Source organism: Bacillus sp. LBA3-1-1.1 (genome assembly GCF_040676495.1).
GTDB classification, from domain to species: Bacteria; Bacillota; Bacilli; order Bacillales; family Bacillaceae_G; genus Bacillus_A; species Bacillus_A nitratireducens.
Window position 1 is genome coordinate 72636 of sequence record NZ_JBEGIB010000012.1, and the last position, 21363, is coordinate 93998.

At 36.5% G+C, this 21363-nt stretch carries 24 protein-coding genes; 20 read left to right on the forward strand and 4 right to left on the reverse strand.

The annotated features are described in order from the left end of the window. The 14 genes from bshB1 (at position 1) to MRBLBA3_RS11420 (ending at position 13501) form a co-directional block, all read left to right on the forward strand. The gene (gene bshB1, locus MRBLBA3_RS11355; protein WP_363381278.1) at positions 1–705 is read left to right on the forward strand and encodes a bacillithiol biosynthesis deacetylase BshB1; all 705 of its coding nucleotides are present in this window, start codon (positions 1–3) and stop codon (positions 703–705) included. Next, positions 702–1847, forward strand: coding sequence for an N-acetyl-alpha-D-glucosaminyl L-malate synthase BshA (bshA, locus tag MRBLBA3_RS11360; protein ID WP_128855279.1), 1146 nt, complete (start codon positions 702–704; stop codon positions 1845–1847). Before bshB1 ends, bshA begins: the two co-directional genes overlap by 4 nt. Continuing rightward, on the forward strand, positions 1834–3027 hold the full coding sequence (locus MRBLBA3_RS11365) for a CCA tRNA nucleotidyltransferase (protein ID WP_363381280.1): 1194 nt from the start codon (positions 1834–1836) through the stop codon (positions 3025–3027). The genes bshA and MRBLBA3_RS11365 overlap by 14 nt, the downstream gene beginning before the upstream one ends. Next, a complete protein-coding gene (locus MRBLBA3_RS11370) occupies positions 3012–3992 on the forward strand; it encodes a biotin--[acetyl-CoA-carboxylase] ligase (RefSeq protein ID WP_363381282.1) in 981 nt (326 codons plus the stop codon). Before MRBLBA3_RS11365 ends, MRBLBA3_RS11370 begins: the two co-directional genes overlap by 16 nt. A gap of 342 nt (positions 3993–4334) precedes the next feature. Then, a complete protein-coding gene (gene panB, locus MRBLBA3_RS11375; protein WP_078204382.1) occupies positions 4335–5171 on the forward strand; it encodes a 3-methyl-2-oxobutanoate hydroxymethyltransferase in 837 nt (278 codons plus the stop codon). Continuing rightward, on the forward strand, positions 5171–6019 hold the full coding sequence (gene panC, locus MRBLBA3_RS11380) for a pantoate--beta-alanine ligase (RefSeq protein ID WP_363381285.1): 849 nt from the start codon (positions 5171–5173) through the stop codon (positions 6017–6019). Before panB ends, panC begins: the two co-directional genes overlap by 1 nt. Positions 6020–6031: 12 nt before the next feature. Continuing rightward, positions 6032–6415 carry an aspartate 1-decarboxylase gene (gene panD, locus MRBLBA3_RS11385; protein WP_000490180.1) on the forward strand — a complete coding sequence of 128 codons (384 nt, stop codon included), beginning with the start codon at positions 6032–6034 and terminating at the stop codon, positions 6413–6415. Positions 6416–6543: 128 nt separating this feature from the next. Next, positions 6544–9348 (forward strand): ATP-dependent DNA helicase DinG, encoded by a 2805-nt coding sequence (gene dinG, locus MRBLBA3_RS11390; RefSeq protein WP_363381287.1) that lies wholly within the window; start codon positions 6544–6546, stop codon positions 9346–9348. Between the two features lie 251 nt (positions 9349–9599). Beyond that, positions 9600–9770 (forward strand): YpmA family protein, encoded by a 171-nt coding sequence (locus tag MRBLBA3_RS11395; protein WP_363381289.1) that lies wholly within the window; start codon positions 9600–9602, stop codon positions 9768–9770. A 7-nt stretch (positions 9771–9777) separates the two neighbouring features. Continuing rightward, entirely contained in the window at positions 9778–10281 is a 504-nt protein-coding gene (locus MRBLBA3_RS11400) for a DUF5590 domain-containing protein (RefSeq protein WP_097831706.1), read from the forward strand. Positions 10282–10299: 18 nt separating this feature from the next. Next, positions 10300–11487, forward strand: a complete 1188-nt coding sequence (gene aspB, locus MRBLBA3_RS11405; protein ID WP_363381291.1) for an aspartate transaminase AspB — start codon at positions 10300–10302, stop codon at positions 11485–11487. A 121-nt stretch (positions 11488–11608) separates the two neighbouring features. After that, the gene (dnaD, locus tag MRBLBA3_RS11410; RefSeq protein ID WP_000728545.1) at positions 11609–12316 is read left to right on the forward strand and encodes a DNA replication protein DnaD; all 708 of its coding nucleotides are present in this window, start codon (positions 11609–11611) and stop codon (positions 12314–12316) included. 15 nt (positions 12317–12331) lie between these two features. Beyond that, the gene (gene nth / locus MRBLBA3_RS11415) at positions 12332–12979 is read left to right on the forward strand and encodes an endonuclease III (RefSeq protein WP_000933020.1); all 648 of its coding nucleotides are present in this window, start codon (positions 12332–12334) and stop codon (positions 12977–12979) included. Positions 12980–12982: 3 nt separating this feature from the next. After that, positions 12983–13501 (forward strand): YpoC family protein, encoded by a 519-nt coding sequence (locus MRBLBA3_RS11420; protein WP_363381294.1) that lies wholly within the window; start codon positions 12983–12985, stop codon positions 13499–13501. A gap of 23 nt (positions 13502–13524) precedes the next feature. Here the strand turns inward: MRBLBA3_RS11420 and MRBLBA3_RS11425 are convergent, their stop codons facing one another. Continuing rightward, on the reverse strand, positions 13525–16236 hold the full coding sequence (locus MRBLBA3_RS11425; RefSeq protein WP_363381296.1) for a PBP1A family penicillin-binding protein: 2712 nt from the start codon (positions 16234–16236) through the stop codon (positions 13525–13527). A gap of 66 nt (positions 16237–16302) precedes the next feature. Next, positions 16303–16905, reverse strand: a complete 603-nt coding sequence (recU, locus tag MRBLBA3_RS11430) for a Holliday junction resolvase RecU (protein ID WP_000155584.1) — start codon at positions 16903–16905, stop codon at positions 16303–16305. Positions 16906–17007: 102 nt separating this feature from the next. On the opposite strand from recU, the gene MRBLBA3_RS11435 reads away from it, so the two are divergent. Continuing rightward, on the forward strand, positions 17008–18033 hold the full coding sequence (locus tag MRBLBA3_RS11435) for a DUF2515 domain-containing protein (protein ID WP_363381298.1): 1026 nt from the start codon (positions 17008–17010) through the stop codon (positions 18031–18033). A gap of 301 nt (positions 18034–18334) precedes the next feature. Here the strand turns inward: MRBLBA3_RS11435 and MRBLBA3_RS11440 are convergent, their stop codons facing one another. Then, complete coding sequence (locus tag MRBLBA3_RS11440) at positions 18335–18514, reverse strand: phage portal protein (RefSeq protein WP_079999100.1); 180 nt, start codon at positions 18512–18514, stop codon at positions 18335–18337. Positions 18515–18599: 85 nt separating this feature from the next. On the opposite strand from MRBLBA3_RS11440, the gene MRBLBA3_RS11445 reads away from it, so the two are divergent. Together MRBLBA3_RS11445 and MRBLBA3_RS11450 are read left to right on the forward strand one after the other, a co-directional pair. Beyond that, complete coding sequence (locus MRBLBA3_RS11445) at positions 18600–18842, forward strand: hypothetical protein (protein WP_001252038.1); 243 nt, start codon at positions 18600–18602, stop codon at positions 18840–18842. 15 nt (positions 18843–18857) lie between these two features. After that, positions 18858–19202: a YppE family protein gene (locus tag MRBLBA3_RS11450; RefSeq protein ID WP_000872965.1), complete on the forward strand. Its 345-nt coding sequence runs from the start codon at positions 18858–18860 to the stop codon at positions 19200–19202. Positions 19203–19229: 27 nt separating this feature from the next. Here the strand turns inward: MRBLBA3_RS11450 and MRBLBA3_RS11455 are convergent, their stop codons facing one another. Next, entirely contained in the window at positions 19230–19421 is a 192-nt protein-coding gene (locus MRBLBA3_RS11455; protein ID WP_000242654.1) for a YppF family protein, read from the reverse strand. Positions 19422–19598: 177 nt separating this feature from the next. Here MRBLBA3_RS11455 and MRBLBA3_RS11460 point away from each other — a divergent pair, with 177 nt between their 5' ends. The 3 genes from MRBLBA3_RS11460 (at position 19599) to MRBLBA3_RS11470 (ending at position 21343) form a co-directional block, all read left to right on the forward strand. Continuing rightward, positions 19599–20159 (forward strand): YppG family protein, encoded by a 561-nt coding sequence (locus MRBLBA3_RS11460; protein WP_363381301.1) that lies wholly within the window; start codon positions 19599–19601, stop codon positions 20157–20159. Between the two features lie 153 nt (positions 20160–20312). Continuing rightward, a complete protein-coding gene (locus MRBLBA3_RS11465; RefSeq protein WP_363381303.1) occupies positions 20313–20732 on the forward strand; it encodes a CotD family spore coat protein in 420 nt (139 codons plus the stop codon). Positions 20733–20788: 56 nt separating this feature from the next. After that, positions 20789–21343, forward strand: coding sequence for a DUF1273 domain-containing protein (locus tag MRBLBA3_RS11470; protein ID WP_000869387.1), 555 nt, complete (start codon positions 20789–20791; stop codon positions 21341–21343). The last annotated feature ends 20 nt before the right edge of the window (positions 21344–21363 follow it).

The window sequence follows — 21363 nt, forward strand, 5'->3', positions numbered from 1 at the left end:
ATGAGTGGATTACATATATTAGCGTTTGGTGCTCATGCCGATGATGTTGAAATCGGCATGGCAGGTACCATTGCAAAGTATACGAAACAAGGATATGAAGTAGGTATTTGCGATTTAACAGAAGCTGATCTTTCTTCAAATGGAACGGTAGAACTAAGAAAAGAAGAAGCAAAAGCTGCAGCTCGTATTATGGGAGTAAAAACGAGAATTAATTTAGCAATGCCAGACCGTGGTTTGTATATGAAAGAAGAATATATACGTGAAATTGTAAAGGTTATTCGTACATATAAACCGACGCTAATTTTCGCACCATATTACGAAGATCGTCATCCAGACCATGCTAATTGCGCGAAACTTGTGGAAGAAGCTATCTTCTCAGCGGGAATTCGTAAATATATGCCTGAGATTTCGCCGCACCGTGTAGAGTCTTTTTATAATTATATGATTAATGGTTTTCATAAACCGAATTTTTGTATAGATATTAGTGAATACCTTTCTGAAAAGGTGGAGGCGTTAGAAGCGTATGAAAGTCAGTTTTCAACAGGAAGTGATGGTGTTAAGACACCATTAACTGAAGGTTACGTTGAAACAGTAATTGCTCGTGAGAAGATGTTTGGGAAAGAAGTTGGAGTGATGTATGCCGAAGGATTTATGAGTAAGAAACCGGTTTTATTACATGCTGATTTAATAGGGGGATGTAAATGAGATTGAAAATAGGTATTACATGTTATCCTTCTGTAGGTGGTTCTGGTGTGGTTGGAACGGAATTAGGAAAGCAATTGGCGGAACGTGGGCATGAAATTCATTTTATTACATCGGGTGTACCATTCCGGTTAAATAAAGTGTATCCAAACATTTATTTTCACGAAGTAGCAGTAAATCAATATTCAGTATTTCAATATCCACCTTACGATTTAGCGTTAGCAAGTAAAATGGCCGAGGTTGCTCAAAGAGAAAATCTTGATATTTTACATGTGCATTATGCAATCCCTCATGCTATTTGTGCATATTTAGCAAAACAAATGATTGGAGAGCGTATTAAAATTGTTACAACCTTACATGGAACAGATATTACTGTGTTAGGTTCCGACCCTTCGTTAAATAATTTAATTCGCTTTGGTATTGAACAATCTGATGTAGTTACTGCTGTGTCACATTCGTTAATTGAAGAAACGAATGAACTTGTAAAACCAGATAAAGAAATTGAGACGGTATACAATTTTGTAGACGAACGTGTGTATTTCAAACGTGATATGTCTCAATTAAAAAAAGAATATGGTATACGAGAAAATGAAAAAGTGTTGATTCATATTTCAAATTTCCGAAAGGTTAAGCGTGTACAGGATGTTGTGCAGTCATTTGCCAAAATTGTAAAGGGAGTAGATGCGAAATTGCTTCTTGTTGGGGATGGACCAGAGTTCTGTACTATTTTACAATTGGTGAAAAGTTTACATATTGAGGAACGTGTCTTATTCCTAGGAAAGCAAGATAATGTTGCAGAGCTTCTTGCGATGAGTGATTTAATGCTACTTTTATCAGAAAAGGAAAGTTTTGGTCTCGTTATATTAGAAGCGATGGCGTGTGGTGTGCCTAGTATCGGAACGAGGGTTGGGGGCATTCCAGAGGTCATTCAACATGGTGAAACAGGATATATATGTGAAGTTGGAGATACAGATGGAATAGCTAAGCAAGCAATTCAACTACTAGAAAATGAAGAACTTCACCGTAATATGGGGGAGCGGGCGATGAAATCTGTATATGAGCAGTTTCGTTCGGAAAAAATCGTTTCACAGTATGAGGCGATTTATTATGACATACTAAGGGATGACAAGAATGGAAAGATTTAAAAAAGCTAGTTCAATTATTGAGATATTAAAACAGCACGGACATGAGGCTTACTTCGTTGGTGGAAGTGTACGCGATCTTATTATCGATAGACCAATTGGAGATATCGATATCGCAACCTCTGCCTTACCAGAAGAAGTAATGGCTATTTTCCCAAGACATGTTCCGGTTGGTCTTGAGCATGGAACTGTAATTGTTGTAGAAAATGGTGAACCGTATGAGGTAACTACTTTTCGAACAGAAAGCGAATATGAAGATTTTCGGAGACCTAGTAGTGTTCAATTTGTCCGTTCATTAGAAGAGGATTTAAAACGACGTGATTTCACAATGAATGCAATTGCAATGACAGTGGAAGGCGAAATGATTGATTTATTTGCTGGGCAAGAAGCGATTCGTCTGAAGGAAATTACAACGGTTGGAGATGCTGCAGACCGTTTTCAAGAAGATGCACTGCGAATGATGCGTGGTATTCGGTTCGTAAGTACGTTAGGTTTCTCTTTGGAAACAAAGACGAAACAAGCAATTGAAACGTATGGGCATTTGCTCGAACATATAGCGATTGAAAGAATTACAGTTGAGTTCGAAAAGTTATTGACGGGTATGTATTGTGTGAAAGGGCTTCAAGAATTGGTAGAAACGAAGCTATTTTCTCATCTGCCATATTTACAAATGTCAGAAGAAAGGCTCTTGAAAGCTACGCAGTATAAATGGGATTCTTTTGAAACAGATATTGAGGCGTGGGCATTTTTCTTATATTGTATCGGAGAAGAGCATCCAGCTGTCTTTTTACGTCAATGGAAGTTCTCGAATAAAAAGATTAAGGATATTGTAGCGGTTTTATTAGCAATTCGTTCTAGAAAGGAGAAGGAATGGGATACAGTCCTTCTTTATAAAACTGGAATTCACATCGCTGAAATGGCAGAAAGAGTATATGAAGCGATAATAGAAAGTTATAATAGCGCGTCTGTTAAGCAAGTACAATCATTATTTCATGCATTGCCGATAAAAAATCGTCAAGAAATGAATGTGACTGGTAACGATTTATTAAGCTGGGCAGATAAAAAGCCAGGTCCGTGGGTTGCCGAAGTGCTTCAAAACATTGAAGAAGCAATCGTACAAGGAGATTTAGTCAATAAGAAAGAGAATATAAGGGAGTGGCTAGAAAAATGCAATCTACTATAAGAAAGCAGTTATTACAAGTTTTTTCTGAAGCAGATGGTGCATTTGTATCTGGTCAAACACTTAGTGACAAACTTGGCTGTTCGAGAACCGCTGTATGGAAGCATATGGAGGATCTTCGTAATGAAGGGTATGAACTAGAAGCTGTACGCCGCTTAGGGTACCGAATTGCTAGTAAACCAGATAAAGTAACTGCTAATGAGATTCAATTAGGATTACAAACAGAGCGTATCGGTAGAACGGTTTATTTTGAAGAGTCGGTTGAATCTACTCAGCATATTGCAGCAAGACTTGCTTATGAAGGCGCAGAAGAGGGAACAATTGTTGTTGCTGAACAACAAACAGCAGGTAGAGGGCGTCTAAGTAGAAAATGGTATTCTCCAAAAGGAACAGGAATTTGGATGAGTATTATTTTGCGTCCATCTATTCCAGTTCATCACGCCCCGCAGCTTACTTTATTAGCGGCTGTTAGCGTAGCGCAAGCAATTGAAAAATGTACCGGTGTAAACGTAGGGATTAAATGGCCAAATGATATTTTAATTCAAGGGAAAAAAGCTGTCGGTATATTAACGGAGATGCAAGCTGATCCAGATAAAATTAATGCTGTTATTATGGGAATTGGCATTAATGCAAATCAGAAACAAGAACATTTTGATGAGGAAATTCAGCAAATTGCAACTTCATTAGCAATTGAATCGGGTAAGCCGATTGTTCGTGCGGAACTTATGCAACAAATTTTCTTGCAACTAGAGAAATTGTATGAAGAGTATTTAAAAAATGGCTTCTCTGTTATTAAAATTCTGTGGGAAAGTTACGCAGTAAGTATCGGAAAAGAAATTACAGCTCGAACGATGAAGGAAACTATTAATGGGCTAGCAAAAGGGATTACGGAGGATGGTGTATTGTTACTTGAGGATCATCAAGGACAAGTGCACCACATTCATTCTGCCGATATAGAAATTAAGTAAAAGAAGTTCCTATTTTGGAGCTTCTTTTTGTCATTTAGATACTGATAAATTTCACATACCGTAATAGGAATAGAAAATTATTTTTTCAAAAAAATGTAGCAATTCCTTTTCAGAGTTTGCTATAATTAGTTCGAATATGGGCAGTATCAAAGCGAACTGCACCATTATTTTACGCAGTATGAAAAAATAATAATTTGGATTCTGCCTTGATCCAATAACGGACTGGGACAGAGGGATGAATAATGCCGACTAACACACAACCCTTCTGCCCTTTTATGGCCAGAGGGGTTTTTTATATGATTTCGGCCATCTCCTCTCTCCTGCATAAAGGAGGAGTAGTTTTTGAAAACAAAAACAGATTTTTTGAAAATGAAAGAGCAAGGTGAGCCGATTACAATGCTAACGGCGTATGATTATCCATCTGCTAAATTAGCAGAAGAAGCTAAAGTCGATATGATTTTAGTGGGTGATTCTCTAGGAATGGTTGTACTTGGGTATGATTCAACAGTTCCAGTAACAGTAGAGGATATGATTCATCATACGAAAGCTGTACGCCGCGGAGCGAAAGAGACGTTTATTGTAACTGATATGCCATTTATGTCTTATCATGTCTCATTGCAGGATACGATGGTTAATGCACGTCGCATTGTTCAAGAGAGCGGGGCACATGCATTAAAGGTAGAAGGTGCTGGAGAAGTTATATCAACTATTCATTACTTAACGAATGCGGGAGTTCCCGTTGTGGCGCATTTAGGTTTAACTCCTCAATCTGTAGGAGTGCTAGGTGGGTATAAAGTACAAGGGAAAGATGCTGAAAGTGCAAAAAAATTAATAGAAGATGCGAAGAAATGTGAGGAAGCTGGTGCAATAGCACTTGTGTTAGAGTGTGTGCCAATGCAATTAGCAGAACTTATTTCAGAGCAGTTAACAATTCCTACAATCGGAATTGGAGCAGGAAAAAAAGTAGATGGGCAAGTTCTTGTATACCATGATCTTATCTCGTACGGCGTAAATCGTGTTCCGAAATTTGTGAAGCAATATACGTCTGTTCAAGAGGAGATTGTGCGAGGGATTTCGCAATACGTTACTGAAGTAAAGACAGGGCAATTTCCTGAAGAAAAACATTCATTCACAATGAAAGAGGAAGAATGCTTAGCGTTATACGGAGGAAAACAATAATGAAAATCATAACTACAGTGCAAGAGATGCAGCAAATTACAAACGAACTTCGTACAAGTGGAAAAAGTATCGGTTTTGTTCCAACGATGGGGTATTTACACGAAGGGCATGCTACTTTATTACGTAAGGCAAGGGAAGAAAATGAAATTGTAGTTTTAAGTGTATTTGTAAACCCACTACAGTTTGGGCCGAACGAAGATTTAGATCGATACCCACGTGATATTGATAGAGACGAAAATGTAGCAAAAGAAAATGGTGTTGATTATTTATTTTATCCGAGTGTAGAAGAAATGTATCCAGCAGAACAAACGACAACAGTAGAAGTTGTGAAGCGTACCGACGTATTATGTGGCAAACAAAGACCTGGTCATTTCGCTGGTGTTGCGACTGTACTAATGAAACTATTTAATATCACATTGCCAACGCGTGCTTATTTCGGTATGAAAGATGCACAGCAAGTCGCTGTCATTGAAGGGTTTGTTGCTGATTTTAATATTCCAGTTACGATTGTACCAGTGGATATTGTAAGGGAAGAGGACGGATTAGCGAAAAGTTCTCGTAATGTGTACTTATCACAAGAAGAGCGTGAAGAGGCTTCTCATTTATACCGCAGTCTATGTATAGCGAAAGAAAACATTGAGGCAGGCGAACGTAATTCAGAAATCATTACAACTCTTGTGCAAGAGTATATTGAGACATATACGAAAGGCACTGTAGATTATGCTGATTTATATGCATATCCTTCACTACAAGTAATGGATAAAATTGAAGGACGAATCATTTTAGCAATTGCAGTTAAATTTGAGAATGTACGATTAATTGACAATATAACAGTAACGGTTAAATAAGGGGGAGCATCTATGTTTCGCACAATGATGAGAGCGAAGTTACATCGCGCAACAGTAACAGAAGCAAATTTAAATTATGTAGGTAGTATTACAATTGATGAAGATTTAATGGATGCAGTAAATATTGTAGAAAATGAAAAAGTACAAATTGTAAATAACAATAATGGTGCTCGCTTAGAGACATATGTTATTAAAGGAGAACGCGGTAGTGGTGTTGTTTGTTTAAATGGTGCAGCTGCAAGGCTTGTACAGCCCGGAGATAAAGTTATTATTATTTGCTACGGCTTAGTGGCAGAAGAAAATGTTCATAAACAAGAGCCAAAAATTGCAGTGTTAGACGATGATAATCAAATTATTGAAATGTTAGGTGCTGAAAAAGCGGGCACGATATTATAAGTAGGAAGGCTATCTCTATTCTGGAGATAGCTTTTTTGTGCATCTTTTCATTAAGATGAGATAAAACGTGGTATAGTAACATTATATAATTTTGTGTTTGATAGGCAAGAAATTGAGGTGTTACATATATGAGTAAGCGTTATGTCGTTGTTGATTTAGAGACGACAGGGAACTCCTGGAAGGATGGGAAGGATAAAATCACCCAAATTGCGGCTGTTGTAGTGGAAGATGGAGAGATATTAGAGATTTTTTCATCTTTTATTAATCCGAAGAGAGAGATTCCACCATTTATTACAGAATTAACAGGGATTGATGAGAGTTTGGTTAAGCAAGCCCCGTTATTTCAAGATGTAGCCCCGATGATTGTTGAGCTATTACAAGGTGCAGCTTTCGTTGCACATAACGTTCACTTTGATTGGAATTTTTTAACGGAAGAATTAAGGCAGGCTGGATATACAGAAGTACATTGCCCAAAAGTTGATACAGTTGAGTTGGCGCAAATTCTTTTGCCGACAGCTGATAGTTATAAATTACGTGATTTAGCTAAGAAACATGAACTAGAGCACGATCAACCACATCGTGCGGATAGTGATGCTCTTGCAACAGCGGAATTGTTTATACAATTTTTAAATGAAATCGAAAAGTTACCGCTTGTCACGTTGCAATCGCTTTATGAATTAAGTGATGTTTTCCAAAGTGATATAGCTGATGTGCTTTCTGAAAATATTTTAAAGAAAATGATGCATGGTAAAGAAAGGGCAGAGGGGTATGAAGTGTATCGAAATATTGCGCTTCGAAAGCGGAATTATTCTTTAAGTCTCAGTGAAACATGCTCATCTAAATTTGATGCTTTCTTACATAAGACAATGGATAAACTTGAGTTAAGTATGCCAAAGTTTCAAAAAAGAGAAAGCCAACAGATTATGATGAAGGAAATATATACAGCACTAAGAGATTCTAGGTTTTCACTTATTGAAGCAGGAACAGGTACGGGGAAGACACTTGCATATTTACTTCCAAGTATTTATTTTGCAAAGAAAAAAGAAGAACCTGTCATTATAAGTACACAAACTGTACAACTGCAACAACAAATACTAGAAAAAGAAATACCGTTATTACAGAAAATAATGTCATTTTCATTTGAAGTAGCTCTTCTGAAAGGAAGAAAGCATTATCTTTGTCTACACAAATTTGAATATGCTTTGCAAGAGGAAGAGAAAAATTATGATATGGCGCTCACAAAGGCAAAAATTTTAGTATGGTTATTGCAAACGGAAACTGGCGATCGTGATGAATTAAATATTCCTGAGGGCGGCAAGTTACTTTGGAACCGTATTTGTAGTGATGTACATAGTCCAGGCGGGATGCAAAGCAACTGGTATAGTCGTTGTTTTTATCAAAGAGCAAAGAATAAAGCATTATTTGCAGATATCGTTATTACAAATCATGCGTTATTATTTCAAGATTTTTCAAGTGAAGAACCACTGTTTGCTTCATGTGAACATATTATTTTTGATGAAGCTCATCATATCGAGGAAGCGGCGAGTAGAACATTAGGTGAACAGTTCTCATGCATGTATTTTCAATTAGCTTTATCTCGTCTTGGTACGCTAGAAACAGATGATGTACTTTCTAAAGTATATAAAATGATGAAAAAATCAGAGCAAGCATCTCGTTCGACTTTCCGTATGGTGAGTCATAGTTTGAAGGAATTGAAATTTGATGCGGATGAACTATTTCAAATGTTACGGACTTTCGTATTTAAACAAACAAAGCAGGAACAAGGGATGAGCAATATGCCACTCATTTATCGATATAACACGGAAGTAGAGAAAGGTAAGTTATGGGATAGCATTACTGAGTTAACAAATCGATTTGTGTATGATGTAAGAAAGTTATTGACTACACTTGAGAAGCAAGTTGAAATATTGCAAAGTAAATTAGAATGGGAGATGCATGTCGTTACAGGTGAATTTATGCATTTAATTGGGTTGTTGAGAAAGATGGCACAATCTTTACAATTACTCATTTTAGAAAAAAATTCATACGTGACATGGATGGAGACTGAAACGAAGGGAACGATTCATTCAACAGTTTTATATGCGCAGCCCGTTCATATTGGCGAAAGATTTGCTGATGAATTTTTAACCCAGAAAAAGAGTGTTATTTTCACATCAGCAACGTTAACAGTTAATGATTCATTCGACTATATAAAAGAGGAGCTAGGTTTACATGATTTTGCTCCCAATACATTAAAGGTGCCATCACCATTCCGTTTTGAAGAGCAAATGAAATTAATGGTTTCAACGGATGTACCTTTTATTAAGAAAGCAAGTAATGAAGAATATATTGAGTCTATATCGGCACATATTGCGAAAATAGCGAAAGCTACAAAAGGTAGAATGCTCGTTTTATTCACTTCGTATGAAATGTTGAAAGAAGCGTATACGAATTTGAAAAATGATGAGACATTAGAAGGATATTTATTATTAACGCAAAGTGTGAATAATAAGAGCCGAAGTCGTCTAATCCGCAAATTCCAGGAGTTCGACAAATCGATTTTGTTAGGAACAAGTAGTTTTTGGGAAGGGATAGATATACCTGGAGATGCCCTGAGTTGTCTTGTCATTGTCCGTCTTCCTTTTACCCCTCCTCATCAGCCGATGATGGAAGCAAAAGGAGAGTGGTTAAAAAATCAAGGAGAAGACGTATTCGCTAAGTTGGCGCTCCCGCAAGCAATCTTGCGTTTCAAACAAGGGTTTGGTCGTCTTATTAGAACAAATACAGATACGGGAACTGTATTTGTATTAGATCGTCGTTTGACAAGCTCTTCTTATGGAAAACGTTTTTTACAATCAATCCCAACTGTCCCGCTCTATGAAGGTCCTCTAGAAGAATTGTTAGAACAATTAAAGGAACGGCCAAATGAATAAAATTGGAATAAAAATACGCCTGAAGTACATTTAAACTTCAGGCGTAAAAAATGTGGGTAGGAGGAATTTTATTTTTCTTACTTCTTGTATACAAAATGTATTGGTTTTCGACTTGAAACCTTTTTTTGCTGTACATGTCCTGCTATAATAGATGGGTGATGAAGCAGGGGTTGTAAAGAATGTACTCTTATTGTAACCGCATTGCGTTCTTCTATAATTAGAAATTTTTATGTAACGGAGGAGTTTTTTTCATGGATAAGAAAATCGAAGTCCTATCAACGACGCGTATTAAATATTCGTCTGACTTGTATAAAATCGTTGATAGTTTGAATCGTACGTTAAAAGAGCAGGACCTCATGTTCGGATTAGCATTAGACGAAAAAGATAAAGATACAGCTGTATTTACGATTTACAGAACGTAGTGATACAATGAAAAAGTGGATCTTTGCAATCGTTATCGTAATCGTTGCTAGCGGAATATATGGGGCGTATGTTTATAATAAAGCAATGGAAAAGAAAATTCCTAAAGAGGCAAAATCTGTAGAAATTGCTAAAGAAAAAGCAAAGCTTACAAAGGTAAAATCTGTGGATTATTATAATGGAAACTCTTCATATACAGTCGTGCAAGGTGTAGACGAAAAAGGAGAACAAATTATTGTTTGGGTGCCTGATAAAAAAGGAAATGTCCTTGTGAAGAAAAAGAGCGAAGGTATTTCTGAAAAAGAAGCTTTGCAAAAATTGGCTGAACAAGCTACAGGAGAAGGTGCTGAGCCGAAGCCGAAACCAAAAGAAATTATAAAAGTAAAATTAGGTGCTCAAAACGATATTCCATTGTGGGAAATTACATATATTGATCAGGAAGATCGTTATACGTATTACTATTTAGAGTTTCAAAATGGGGTTTATGCTGGACACTACAGCATTGAAAAATAGATGTAGGGGGAACTACAAATGAAATTAGCAAAGCGAGTAGCTGCTTTAACACCATCTGCAACTTTAGAAATTACAGCAAAGGCACAAGCATTAAAAGCAGAAGGTCATGATGTAATTGCATTAGGAGCAGGAGAACCTGACTTTAATACGCCAGAACATATTATGGATGCTGCGCATAAAGCGATGTTAGAAGGACATACGAAGTATACACCAACAGGTGGATTACAAGCGTTAAAACAAGAAATTGTGAAGAAGTTTACTCGTGATCAAGGAATTGCGTATGATCCATCTGAAATTATTGTATGTAATGGTGCCAAGCATGCATTATATACATTATTCCAAGTGTTACTTGATGAAGGAGATGAAGTTATTATCCCAACTCCTTATTGGGTAAGTTATCCTGAGCAAGTAAAGCTTGCTGGTGGTAAGCCAGTTTATGTAGAAGGTCTAGAAGGCAATGAGTACAAAATTACAGCAAAGCAGCTGCGTGAGGCAATTACAGAGAAAACGAAAGCAGTTATTATTAATTCACCGAGCAATCCAACAGGGATGATTTACAGCAAAGAAGAATTACAACAACTTGGAGAAGTATGTTTAGAACATGATATCTTAATCGTTTCAGATGAGATTTATGAAAAATTAATTTATGGTGACGCGGAATATACTTCAATTGCCCAGCTTTCTAATGCATTAAAAGAACAAACACTTATTATTAATGGTGTATCTAAGTCTCATTCTATGACAGGTTGGCGCATTGGATATGCAGCAGGAAATAAGCAGCTTATTAAGGCGATGACGAACTTAGCGAGTCATAGTACGTCAAACCCTACTTCAATTGCTCAATACGGTGCAATTGCTGCGTATGCAGGCTCACAAGAACCTGTAAAAATAATGCGTCAAGCGTTTGAAGAAAGATTGAACATTATTTATGATAAATTAATTCAAATTCCTGGTTTCACTTGCATTAAGCCACAAGGTGCTTTTTACTTATTCCCAAATGTAAAAGAAGCCGTAGCATTAGCTGGGTATGATACAGTTGATGAGTGGGCAAAAGCATTATTAGAAGAAGAAAAGGTGGCTCTCGTTCCAGGTACAGGATTTGGTGCACCAAATAACGTTCGATTATCGTATGCGACATCTCTTGAGCAAGTTGAGAAAGCATTAGAACGAATTCATACGTTCATGAAAAGTAAAGTACAGGCTTAATCGTCTGTTTCTTGTAGTAAATGGCAAAAAACCTCCCTATATATAGGGAGGTTTTTTTGACGAATTGTGGCAAAAAGAAATTGCTAAAGGTGTGTTATACTAGAAAGCGAGGTGTTTGGTGATGAAAAAGAAAATGATGTTACAATGGTTTGAACAGGGAAGCATAGCGATTCCTAAATTGCTTATGATGCATTATAAAAAGCTAGGTTTAAATGAGACGGAATTTATGGTAGTACTTCATGTACACACATTTTTAGAATCAGGTAATTCGTTCCCGACTCCTTCAGAGATTTCAGAACGGATGACGATAACAGAAATGAAATGCATGGAAGTGATTCAGACTTTAATCCAAAAAGGTTTTTTAGCACTAGAAGGTGGACAAAGATCTGAAGCGATGATGTGTGAAAGTTATTCTTTACAACCACTGTGGGAAAAAATATTGCACTTTTTAATGAATGAATCTATAGAGGAAGAGCAAAAAGAACAAAAACAAATTCAAGTAAATTTATATACAGTATTTGAAAAAGAATTCGGAAGACCACTTTCGCCATTTGAATGTGAAACATTAGGGATGTGGGAAGATCAAGATCAACACCATCCAAATTTAATTCAAGCGGCTCTTCGTGAAGCTGTTATGAGTGGTAAACTTAATTTCCGGTATATTGATCGTATTTTGTTTGAGTGGAAAAAGAACGGAATTAAAACGGTAGATCAAGCACAAAATCAAGGCCAGAAATTTAGAGCGAATCAACAACGCACACAACAAACGACAAAACAAGAGACGAAATTTACTGGGAAAGTGCCTTTTTATAATTGGTTGGAGCAGTAGTGTAGGAGGAAAGATATGTTGAACAAAACGCAAATTCGTTATTGTTTAGATACAATGGCGGATATGTATCCAGAAGCGCATTGTGAATTAATTCATGATAATCCATTTGAACTTGTAATCGCAGTGGCATTATCTGCACAATGTACAGATGCACTTGTGAATAAAGTGACGAAAAACTTATTTCAAAAATATAAAACACCAGAAGATTATTTAAGTGTGTCTTTAGAAGAATTACAACAAGATATACGATCCATTGGATTGTTTAGAAATAAGGCGAAAAATATTCAAAAATTGTGCCGGATGTTACTAGATGATTATAACGGGAAAGTTCCAGAAGACCGTGACGAGCTGACGAAATTACCAGGAGTAGGGAGAAAGACAGCGAATGTAGTTGTTTCGGTAGCATTTGGAATTCCAGCGATTGCTGTTGATACGCATGTAGAGAGAGTAAGTAAACGGTTAGCAATTTGTAGATGGAAAGATTCTGTGTTAGAAGTGGAAAAGACATTGATGAAGAAAATTCCAATGGATGAGTGGGGAGTTACACACCACCGTATGATTTTCTTTGGACGTTATTACTGTAAGGCGCAGCGACCACAATGTGAAGAGTGCCGATTACTAGAAATATGTCGTGAAGGAAAGAAACGAATGAAGGGGAAATAAAGGATGGAGCGAGTTATAGAAATACCGAAAGAGTTTCGGTACGTACCATTTTTTAAAAAGAATGCAAATTCGATTACGTATAATACAGACCAGTCTTTTGAAGAAATAATACAAAATACTTACTTTATATTTGATATTGAAAGACAATATGAGCCGTGGAATGAAATTGAAACAAGTATTCCGGCGGTGTTAAATGTATGGAAAAGCAGGCATGAAGAAATTGCTACACTATTTCGAAACCGAAAAAAACAAGAAGCTGAGGGCCCGATGATTCTTTTTGCAGCACACTTGCTATCGGTTGTATATTGGCTAAATGAGAAGCCTGTTCATAGTTTGAATGAGATGCAAGTAAATACGAATGAATTGGAAGCACAACCTGTTAATTTTGTAGAACGATACTCATTTATTACAAAGAAACCGAGTAATTATCATTCATATATTCAATTAGCACAGCTGTATATTGAAATAGAAAAGCTACATGTTAAGAAAATGATAACAAAAAAGAAGTCCTTTTCTCGTTAAGAGTAAGGACTTCTTTTTTGTTATTAAGACTCTGATGTAACAACATCTCCGTCTGCGTGAGGTGTATCTCCTCCGGTATTCTGTTGGTGCTGCTCTTCTTCAGCTTTTTTTCTAGCTTCTTCGTCAGCTTTTCTCTTAGCTTCTTCGTCAGCTTTTCTCTTAGCTTCTTCGTCAGCTTTTTTCTTAGCTTCTTCGTCAGCCTTCTTCTTAGCCTCTTCTTCAGCAGCTTTCTTTTGAGCTTCTTCTTGCTGTTTACGTTGTTGTTCTTGCTGTTGCTGCTCTTGTTGTTTACGCTGATCTTCTTCAGCTTTTTTTGTAGCCTCTTCTTGTTTTAGTTTATCTTCATTGGCCTTTTTCTGGGCCTCTTCGTCAGCCTTTTTCTTAGCTTCTTCGTCAGCCTTCTTCTTAGCCTCTTCCTCAGCTTTTTTCGCATCTGGAGTTCCGCCAGGCGCGGTGAATGATGCACCAATTGCAGGACTTGTTCCAGTACCCTTTTTCGCTACTACAGAGAAGCTGTAAGTAACACCTGGTTTAATACCACCAAGAGTAGCAGTCGTACCGCTTACTGACAAGCTACCACTAGAACCGTCAGTAGCTTTATAGCTTGCTGCGTATGCATCAACATTTGATGATGGTCCAGACCAGTTCAGTGTCACTGTGCTAGCTCCATCGAAAGCGACATTAAGACCACTAGGTGGATCTACTTTAATTTGTTTAATTGCATCTTTCTTCGCACCTTTTACGTATAACTCTCCGTTTATTTCTTGAACAGAAGAAGGACGTTCAAAACGAGAGTTATCTGTAGCGAATTTGCTCATCATTACTTGGAACATTTGCTGTGCAATTCTAGTAGAGCGATCGCCAATGTAATTTTCTGGGCCATCTTTTTCATAACCAGTCCATACAGTCATTGTATATTGTGGGGTATATCCAGCGAACCAGCTGTCTCTGTTTGCGTCATCTGGGATACCATATTTTTTTATAACTGACTTATCAAAGTTTTGTGTTCCGGTTTTACCTGCTACGTCTACACCTGAAACATATGCTGTTGGACCTGTACCACCAGAACCAGGTTTTACTACGTCACGAAGAACGTCAGTAATCATGTAAGCTGTATAGTCGTGCATTGCGCGTTGTTCTTTCGGTTTAAAGCTTTTCTTTTTCCCGTCTGGGAAGATAACTTCTTTTACGAAGTGAGGTTTATTATAAACACCATCATTTCCAAATGCTGCATAGGCACCTGCTAATTCTAATGGAGAACTATCGTTACTACCGATTGCTGTTGATTCATATACCTTTCCTTCTTTAAATGTCATGCCTAAACCTTCAGCAAAGTCTTTTGATTTATTAAGACCAACCGCTTGAGCTGTCTTTAAAGCAGGGATATTTAAAGATTTTTTCAGTGCTTCACGTAGTGAAACGTCTCCTTTATAACTACCTGTAGCATTTTTAATCTTTGTGCCATCAGAGTAAGTATAGTCAGAGTCATTTAATTGATGATAAGTAGACCATTGAAGATTCTCAACGGCTGGACCATAATCGAAAACTGGTTTCATTGTTGAACCAACTTGGCGTTTTAAATCAGTTGCCATATTATGACCTTTGAAAGTAGACTTACTTTCTTTACGCCCAGCACCAATTGCTCGAACTTCTCCAGACTGTGTATCCATAAATACGAATGATCCTTGGAATTGATCGTCCGGATACTTAATAAGGTTGCCATCCATAATTTTGTCAGCGTAATCTTGAGCATCTTGATCAAGTGTTGTATGAATCGTTAAACCATCTGAACCGATATTTACATCCGGATATTCTTTTTCAACTTCTTTTACAACAGCATCTAAAAATGCTTGGTACTTCATTTCAGTCACTTCTGAAGATGGAAGAAGTCCTTGTGTTACAGGGATTTGCATTGCGTCATTCATTTCTTGTTTCGTTATATACCCGTGTCGATTCATTAAAGATAATACGATATTACGACGTTTCGTTGCTCGCTCAACGTTTTCTTCTTTTGTTGGGTCATAAATGTTAGGACCTTGGGGTAAACCGGCGAGCATTGCAGCTTCATGTAATTGTATGTCTTTTAAATCTTTACCGTAATATTTTTTAGCCGCTGTTGAAATACCATAAGAGCGATTACCTAAGTTAATCTTATTTAAGTACATTTCTAAAATTTCATGTTTTGAGTACTGTTGCTCTAACTTATAAGATAAGTACCATTCCTGCACTTTTCTCTTTGCAGTTTTGTCCATCGTTAGAAAATAGTTTTTAACTACTTGCTGTGTAATCGTACTACCACCTTGTGAGCCAAAGCCACCAGTGACATTTTCCATAATTGCCATTCCAGTACGTTTAAAATCAATTCCATCATGCTTATAGAAGCGAGCATCCTCAGTCGCAAGGAATGCACTTTCAATTACTTTGGGAATTTGATCGTAAGTAACATGGGTTCGTTTTTCAGCACCGTATTCATAGAAGAAATTCCCGTTTTTATCAAGGAATTTTGTTGATAAAGGATTGACAAGTTTTGATTTGTCTAATTTCGGAGCGTCCTTTACCATAACAAAGAAAGCCGAAACGCCAGCTACGAGGCCGACGATACCAAGAAGTAGACAACCTATAAGGAATTTCTTGAAAAAGGAACCTTTTTTCTTTGGCTTTTCTTCTTTATGAGTTTCTTTCGTTTGATTTTTTACATGATTTCGTTCTGTACGAGAACGATAATTATCTGACATTATACTTTCTCCTACCTTTCATTCTCTCCCCCAAAAGTCGAAAAAAGAGCCTTAGTGATGACTCTATCACGAAAAATAAACCGTGTCTAGTACGCGGATATAATCAATTCGAGGGTGATAACCGCATGATAATAAAGACCCATGCTCTTCTATTTCTTGTTTTGTAATCGATTTACGTCCACCAGTATTTTGACGATTCCAAAATGCAATAATATGTTTTGCATCTAATAAATAAAATTCATCAAAAAGTGTAAATTTAATAATAACAAATGCAATTCCATTATGAGCGACTACTTGCTTCATATGTTCAATTTGATGAAGGTGGAAGTTTTGAAGTGGAAAACTGGTTTTATTTTTAGTTTCTTTCGCTTCAAAATCGATGTATTTCCCTTTGTATACACCGTTGTAATCTGTTGTAGAAGGTTGTTTGAAATACGCTTCTTTTACCACTGCAGCACTTCGAGCGGGGTAATCTACTTTTACAATTTGAAGAGGTGTAGGTTTTTTATGTACGCATGCAATATTATGGGTTAAGTAATATTGATTGGTTTCATTCAATTCCTCTTCAAGGGACATACCTCTATTACTGTAAGTATGTTTTTTTATTGGTGTCTTATGAGGTTGTGAAGCTTGATCGTACCTTTTTCCATTTGGGTAACGAATGGTCATATTGTGTCCACTCCCAACTTGTTAAGAATTACTTACAAAGGTGATTATATCAAAAAATGAAAAAAGATGTGACCTTTTTCAAGAAAGGTATGGTACTTATTCATGTTTAGCTGGAACGATTACGAAAAAATTAAACAAAACCGTAATGATATTTTGTGTACAGAAGAGGAGAAAGCTATAGTTCTTAATATTAAGGAGAGAACGGATGTAGCTAACGTGGATAACATTTCACGTACACAATCTTACCAAGAATATTATTTGAGAAATAAAGAAATCCGATGGTCTTTTTTAGCAAGTATGGTCTCAAGGAATGGGGGATGGAATATGACAGATTTAGAAGGAGAATATTATTCTAATCTTCTGTCCCAAACAGTTAAGAGGCGATTATTTCTATGTTATGAGAAAGCCAATTGGCTCATTTTCTTAGATGCATTTCCTCAACTATTACTGTATGAAGAAAGTAAAAGGCGATGTGAGCCGCTATTTCATTTGTTACAATTTTTCAACATATCAATTTTTATGGAAAAAGAATGGTCATATTTCTGGGAGAAAAAAGATATCAATAGGCTTATGACGGCACTTATTATTAATGAACAAAATAAAATTCAAAAACCAGTAATCGAGAATACATACTTTCAAAAACATGTATTTGATACGGCAGTGTTCAAATTTCAAGAAATACTTCACATTAGTGCAGTTGTTTTTCCAATGATGGAAGGGAGAATGTATGGGTTTTCAGTTTATCAATTTGAAACGTTACAAAAACGTATAGAACTTGGGAAGAAGTTAGCTTGGTTATTATTTCATTCAAAGTATAAAGATTCTTTTTATAAGTTTGCATTGCAAACTAGGCATACGGGATCAAGGATGGATTATGAATGCAATATAAGAGAGATTAGAAAATCAAGTACACCGGCTCTTAGAGATGTGTACGCTATTGTCGCTCACGAAAAATTAATTGAAAAAGATTGGTTTAGTGAAGGGATGGAAGTGGAGTCGTTATTTGTACTTGAAAAACCAAAGGGAGGAATTAATATAACAGAATGGTATAAAATGAAGAGGGAGCAAATACATACTCTTTCTATATTAAGTAGTTTTGTTAAAAGAATAGATGAGTTCATGATATAATCAAAAAGTCCCGCCTTCCTACATGAAGGCGGGGCTTCTTGATTAAAAGTAATATGTTCTTCAACAAATTACTTTTTACTTCGCTATTTGCTGGCAGTACGACTTTAACCTCAGCACTTATTGAAAGCAAGTAGGGAAGGTTAGACTGGAAATTAGCTATTTGTGGGCGGTAAAACTCCCACCTCAAAATTCGGCTGGAGCAAAGAAGTTAGGTGGAAGCCCTGCTGTCCGTAAACGCTCGATTGGTGAAGGCTAATAATCAGTGGGGATGAACAAAACACTCACTGATTAAAGTTTCACTTTATGTAGCGGGGAAATTTGGACCATCAAGCTTTGGATTACCAGTCTCAGGTTTGTTTTGTTGTTTGTTTTGTTTTTTCTTTTTTTCATTTTTATTTTTTGCCATCGTAATACACCTCCTTTTTGTATTGTTACCATTTCTAAAAATGGCATACAAAATGATTTCTTTGACGAATATCAACTAGTTTTGTCATGTGAGCAGGAGTAACTAATCAATCGGCGAAATTACATGACAAAGGAAAGGCAAAGAAGGGGGCGTTTTAAATATGGCGATGGTTCAGAAGGAAGATGTTATGAAAAAAATGGATCAAATGTTAAGTTCTCTCGATTTGCTGGAAATGAATATTGGGATTAGAATGAATCACGCATTGAAGGATAAAGTTGAAAAAATATGCAATAAGATAGAAATAACAGAAATGCATATTGAGCATATGGAAAATAAATTAGTGCATCACGAAGAAAAAGGGAGCTGGGTAAAGACATTTCAAAACGTCGTAGTCAGTGCATAATAAGGTGGGAATAAAATGAAATATGAAGCATTAATCCAGTCTTCGGAGAAGTTAATGCAGTATAATGATGAAGCCAATGTAAAAAAAAGAGAAATGGATGAATATGATTTTTATAAGGATATGAAGCCATTTGTTGATATGGTAGATACGGAGTTAGAGGTGTGGAAAGAATTAGCTTATATATGGATAAAGGAAGAGCGGCCTAAGTATATACATGTGCAACAAATCGATCAAGTGTATGAGAATTTACAAACTAATGTGCTACAATGTTTTGTTAATAAGGGAAAAGGTAAACGTTTCTTTGAAACTCATCAAGCTATTTCGTATACTTTGCAAAATATCGTAGATCAATGTAAGTAACAAGAGGGGGAAAACCCTCTTGTTTTTTTAGGCTTCTGTCGCTGTTGTAGGTTTTGTTGCGCCGTTTATTTCTAATTCACGTATTAATGTTCGGTAATCTGAGATGCATATTTTTCCTTCGAGATAACAATGTCTCGCAAAGTCTAGCAGTTCATTTGAACTTTCTGTACAGTACCCCTTTTTTTGAGAAAACGCTTGTTTTAAATCCCCTAATACCATGTTGATTCCTCCCCCATGAGAATCTTCTTCCTTATTATCATAGCATGGAAGGGTTTACTTTCTAATTTTTTTAAAAATTTAAACTTCCGACAAAAACAGACAGATACTCCGTCACACATTTTATTTTATAGGTACATATTCTATATGTAGAAACTTATGTGAAGGAGGAGAGTATGCATGTTTCAACAACCTAATGTATATCAGCAAACAAATCCATATGCACAGCAAAATATGTACCAATATAATGAGGATACATATTTACGATATAATATGTATCCTTTCGAGCCTCATTATGGGAACCAAAATTATTATCAACCATTTGAAGTGTCGTTTGGGAATCAACAACAGCAGCCACAATCACAATCACAACAACCCTACATGAATCAGCAACCACAACCACAACAACCCTACATGAATCAACAGCAGCAGTCACAATCACAACAACCCTACATGAATCAACAACAACCTTATATCAATTCGCAATATTATATGCCGCCACCATCTCCCTATGGAAATCAACAAGCGATGTTTTATCCACCAAAACAACCGTATCCAACTATGAATAAACAAAAGCAACAACAGCAACCGAGTCAATTTTCTAGCTTTGTTTCCCAATTTAAAACATCAGATGGCAACTATGATGTAAATAAAATGATGAACACAGCTGGACAAATGATGAATGCGATGAATCAAGTGACGGGTATTGTGAAACAAGTTGGAGGTTTTTTTGGTAAATAATAGTGGGGGGTATCTATAATAGTATTATGTATGAAGTAGGGCAATAGTCAAATTTCTATGAAATAAATGGGTGTATATAACAAACGGCTTTACCTCTTTTCTCATATTGTAAAGAGTAATCAGATTTTCTTTATGAGAGAGGAGAGAAAAACTATGCATCATTGTCATCCTTGTTTTGGAGGGCATAAGCCTGTAGGACCTATTTGTACAACTGCTCCTGTCATTCATCCGACTAAGCAATGCGTAACACATTCTTTTTCAACAACGGTGGTGCCACACATTTTCCCAACACATACAACACACGTACATCATCAACAAATTAAAAATCAAGGCTTCTTCCCACAAACAAACTCGAACGTAAACGTTGTAGATCCTGGTGATCCAGGATTTGGCGGTGGATCTGTTGGTGGATTTGGCGGTGGATCTGTTGGTGGATTTGGCGGTGGATGTGGACCATGCGGTCATGGCCATCATCACCATGGGCATCAAATATCACCATATGGACCAGGACCGAACGTATCACCATATGGACCAAATATCGGACCAAACGTTGGTGGAATGTTTAAAAAGTAAATGATATGTTAGAACTAGCGAAATGCTAGTTCTTTTTTTGTAATTGGAGTGTTGATATGAAAGTCGTTGCTGTAACAGGATATAAGCCGTTTGAACTTGGAATATTTAAAAATGATCATCCAGGAGTAGAGTGTATAAAAAAGGCGCTTCATCGTAAGTTAACTGCTTTTGTAGAAGAAGGTTTGGAGTGGGTTATTATAAGTGGTCAGTTAGGAGTAGAGCTATGGGCTGCTGAAGTTGTTTTTGAAATTCAAGTAGAATATCCAAATTTAAAATTAGCTGTATTTACTCCTTTTTTAGAACAAGAGGAAAATTGGAAGGAAGATAACCGTGAATATTACGAATTTATTCTTTCACAAGCAGATCATATTGATAGTATTACGAAACGGAAGTACGAAAGCCCAGAGCAATTTAAATTAAAGAATCAATTTTTTATTGAAAAAAGCGATGCACTTTTAGCTGTATATGATGAAGAAAAGTCTGGGAGCCCTAAATATATTGTAGAAGCAGCTAAGAAAAAAGGAGAAATAGAAAATTATCACAGTTATTTCATTCTTTTTTCTGATTTACAAGATATAATGGAAGAGGAACAGTGGAATAATGCAGAGTAATATGTAATATAGTACTCGTA

Bases quoted from the DNA above. Each gene is read 5' to 3' on its own strand.
- bshB1 (WP_363381278.1), top strand. From the start codon at position 1: ATGAGTGGATTACATATATTAGCGTTTGGTGCTCATGCCGATGATGTT.
- MRBLBA3_RS11395 (WP_363381289.1), top strand. From the start codon at position 9,600: ATGGATAAGAAAATCGAAGTCCTATCAACGACGCGTATTAAATATTCG.
- MRBLBA3_RS11425 (WP_363381296.1), bottom strand. From the start codon at position 16,236: ATGTCAGATAATTATCGTTCTCGTACAGAACGAAATCATGTAAAAAAT.
- dnaD (WP_000728545.1), top strand. From the start codon at position 11,609: ATGAAAAAGAAAATGATGTTACAATGGTTTGAACAGGGAAGCATAGCG.
- MRBLBA3_RS11435 (WP_363381298.1), top strand. From the start codon at position 17,008: ATGTTTAGCTGGAACGATTACGAAAAAATTAAACAAAACCGTAATGAT.
- MRBLBA3_RS11445 (WP_001252038.1), top strand. From the start codon at position 18,600: ATGGCGATGGTTCAGAAGGAAGATGTTATGAAAAAAATGGATCAAATG.
- MRBLBA3_RS11470 (WP_000869387.1), top strand. From the start codon at position 20,789: ATGAAAGTCGTTGCTGTAACAGGATATAAGCCGTTTGAACTTGGAATA.
- MRBLBA3_RS11450 (WP_000872965.1), top strand. From the start codon at position 18,858: ATGAAATATGAAGCATTAATCCAGTCTTCGGAGAAGTTAATGCAGTAT.
- panC (WP_363381285.1), top strand. From the start codon at position 5,171: ATGAAAATCATAACTACAGTGCAAGAGATGCAGCAAATTACAAACGAA.
- aspB (WP_363381291.1), top strand. From the start codon at position 10,300: ATGAAATTAGCAAAGCGAGTAGCTGCTTTAACACCATCTGCAACTTTA.
- panD (WP_000490180.1), top strand. From the start codon at position 6,032: ATGTTTCGCACAATGATGAGAGCGAAGTTACATCGCGCAACAGTAACA.
- nth (WP_000933020.1), top strand. From the start codon at position 12,332: ATGTTGAACAAAACGCAAATTCGTTATTGTTTAGATACAATGGCGGAT.
- MRBLBA3_RS11400 (WP_097831706.1), top strand. From the start codon at position 9,778: ATGAAAAAGTGGATCTTTGCAATCGTTATCGTAATCGTTGCTAGCGGA.
- MRBLBA3_RS11370 (WP_363381282.1), top strand. From the start codon at position 3,012: ATGCAATCTACTATAAGAAAGCAGTTATTACAAGTTTTTTCTGAAGCA.
- MRBLBA3_RS11455 (WP_000242654.1), bottom strand. From the start codon at position 19,421: ATGGTATTAGGGGATTTAAAACAAGCGTTTTCTCAAAAAAAGGGGTAC.
- MRBLBA3_RS11460 (WP_363381301.1), top strand. From the start codon at position 19,599: ATGTTTCAACAACCTAATGTATATCAGCAAACAAATCCATATGCACAG.
- MRBLBA3_RS11420 (WP_363381294.1), top strand. From the start codon at position 12,983: ATGGAGCGAGTTATAGAAATACCGAAAGAGTTTCGGTACGTACCATTT.
- MRBLBA3_RS11465 (WP_363381303.1), top strand. From the start codon at position 20,313: ATGCATCATTGTCATCCTTGTTTTGGAGGGCATAAGCCTGTAGGACCT.
- dinG (WP_363381287.1), top strand. From the start codon at position 6,544: ATGAGTAAGCGTTATGTCGTTGTTGATTTAGAGACGACAGGGAACTCC.
- bshA (WP_128855279.1), top strand. From the start codon at position 702: ATGAGATTGAAAATAGGTATTACATGTTATCCTTCTGTAGGTGGTTCT.
- recU (WP_000155584.1), bottom strand. From the start codon at position 16,905: ATGACCATTCGTTACCCAAATGGAAAAAGGTACGATCAAGCTTCACAA.
- MRBLBA3_RS11365 (WP_363381280.1), top strand. From the start codon at position 1,834: ATGGAAAGATTTAAAAAAGCTAGTTCAATTATTGAGATATTAAAACAG.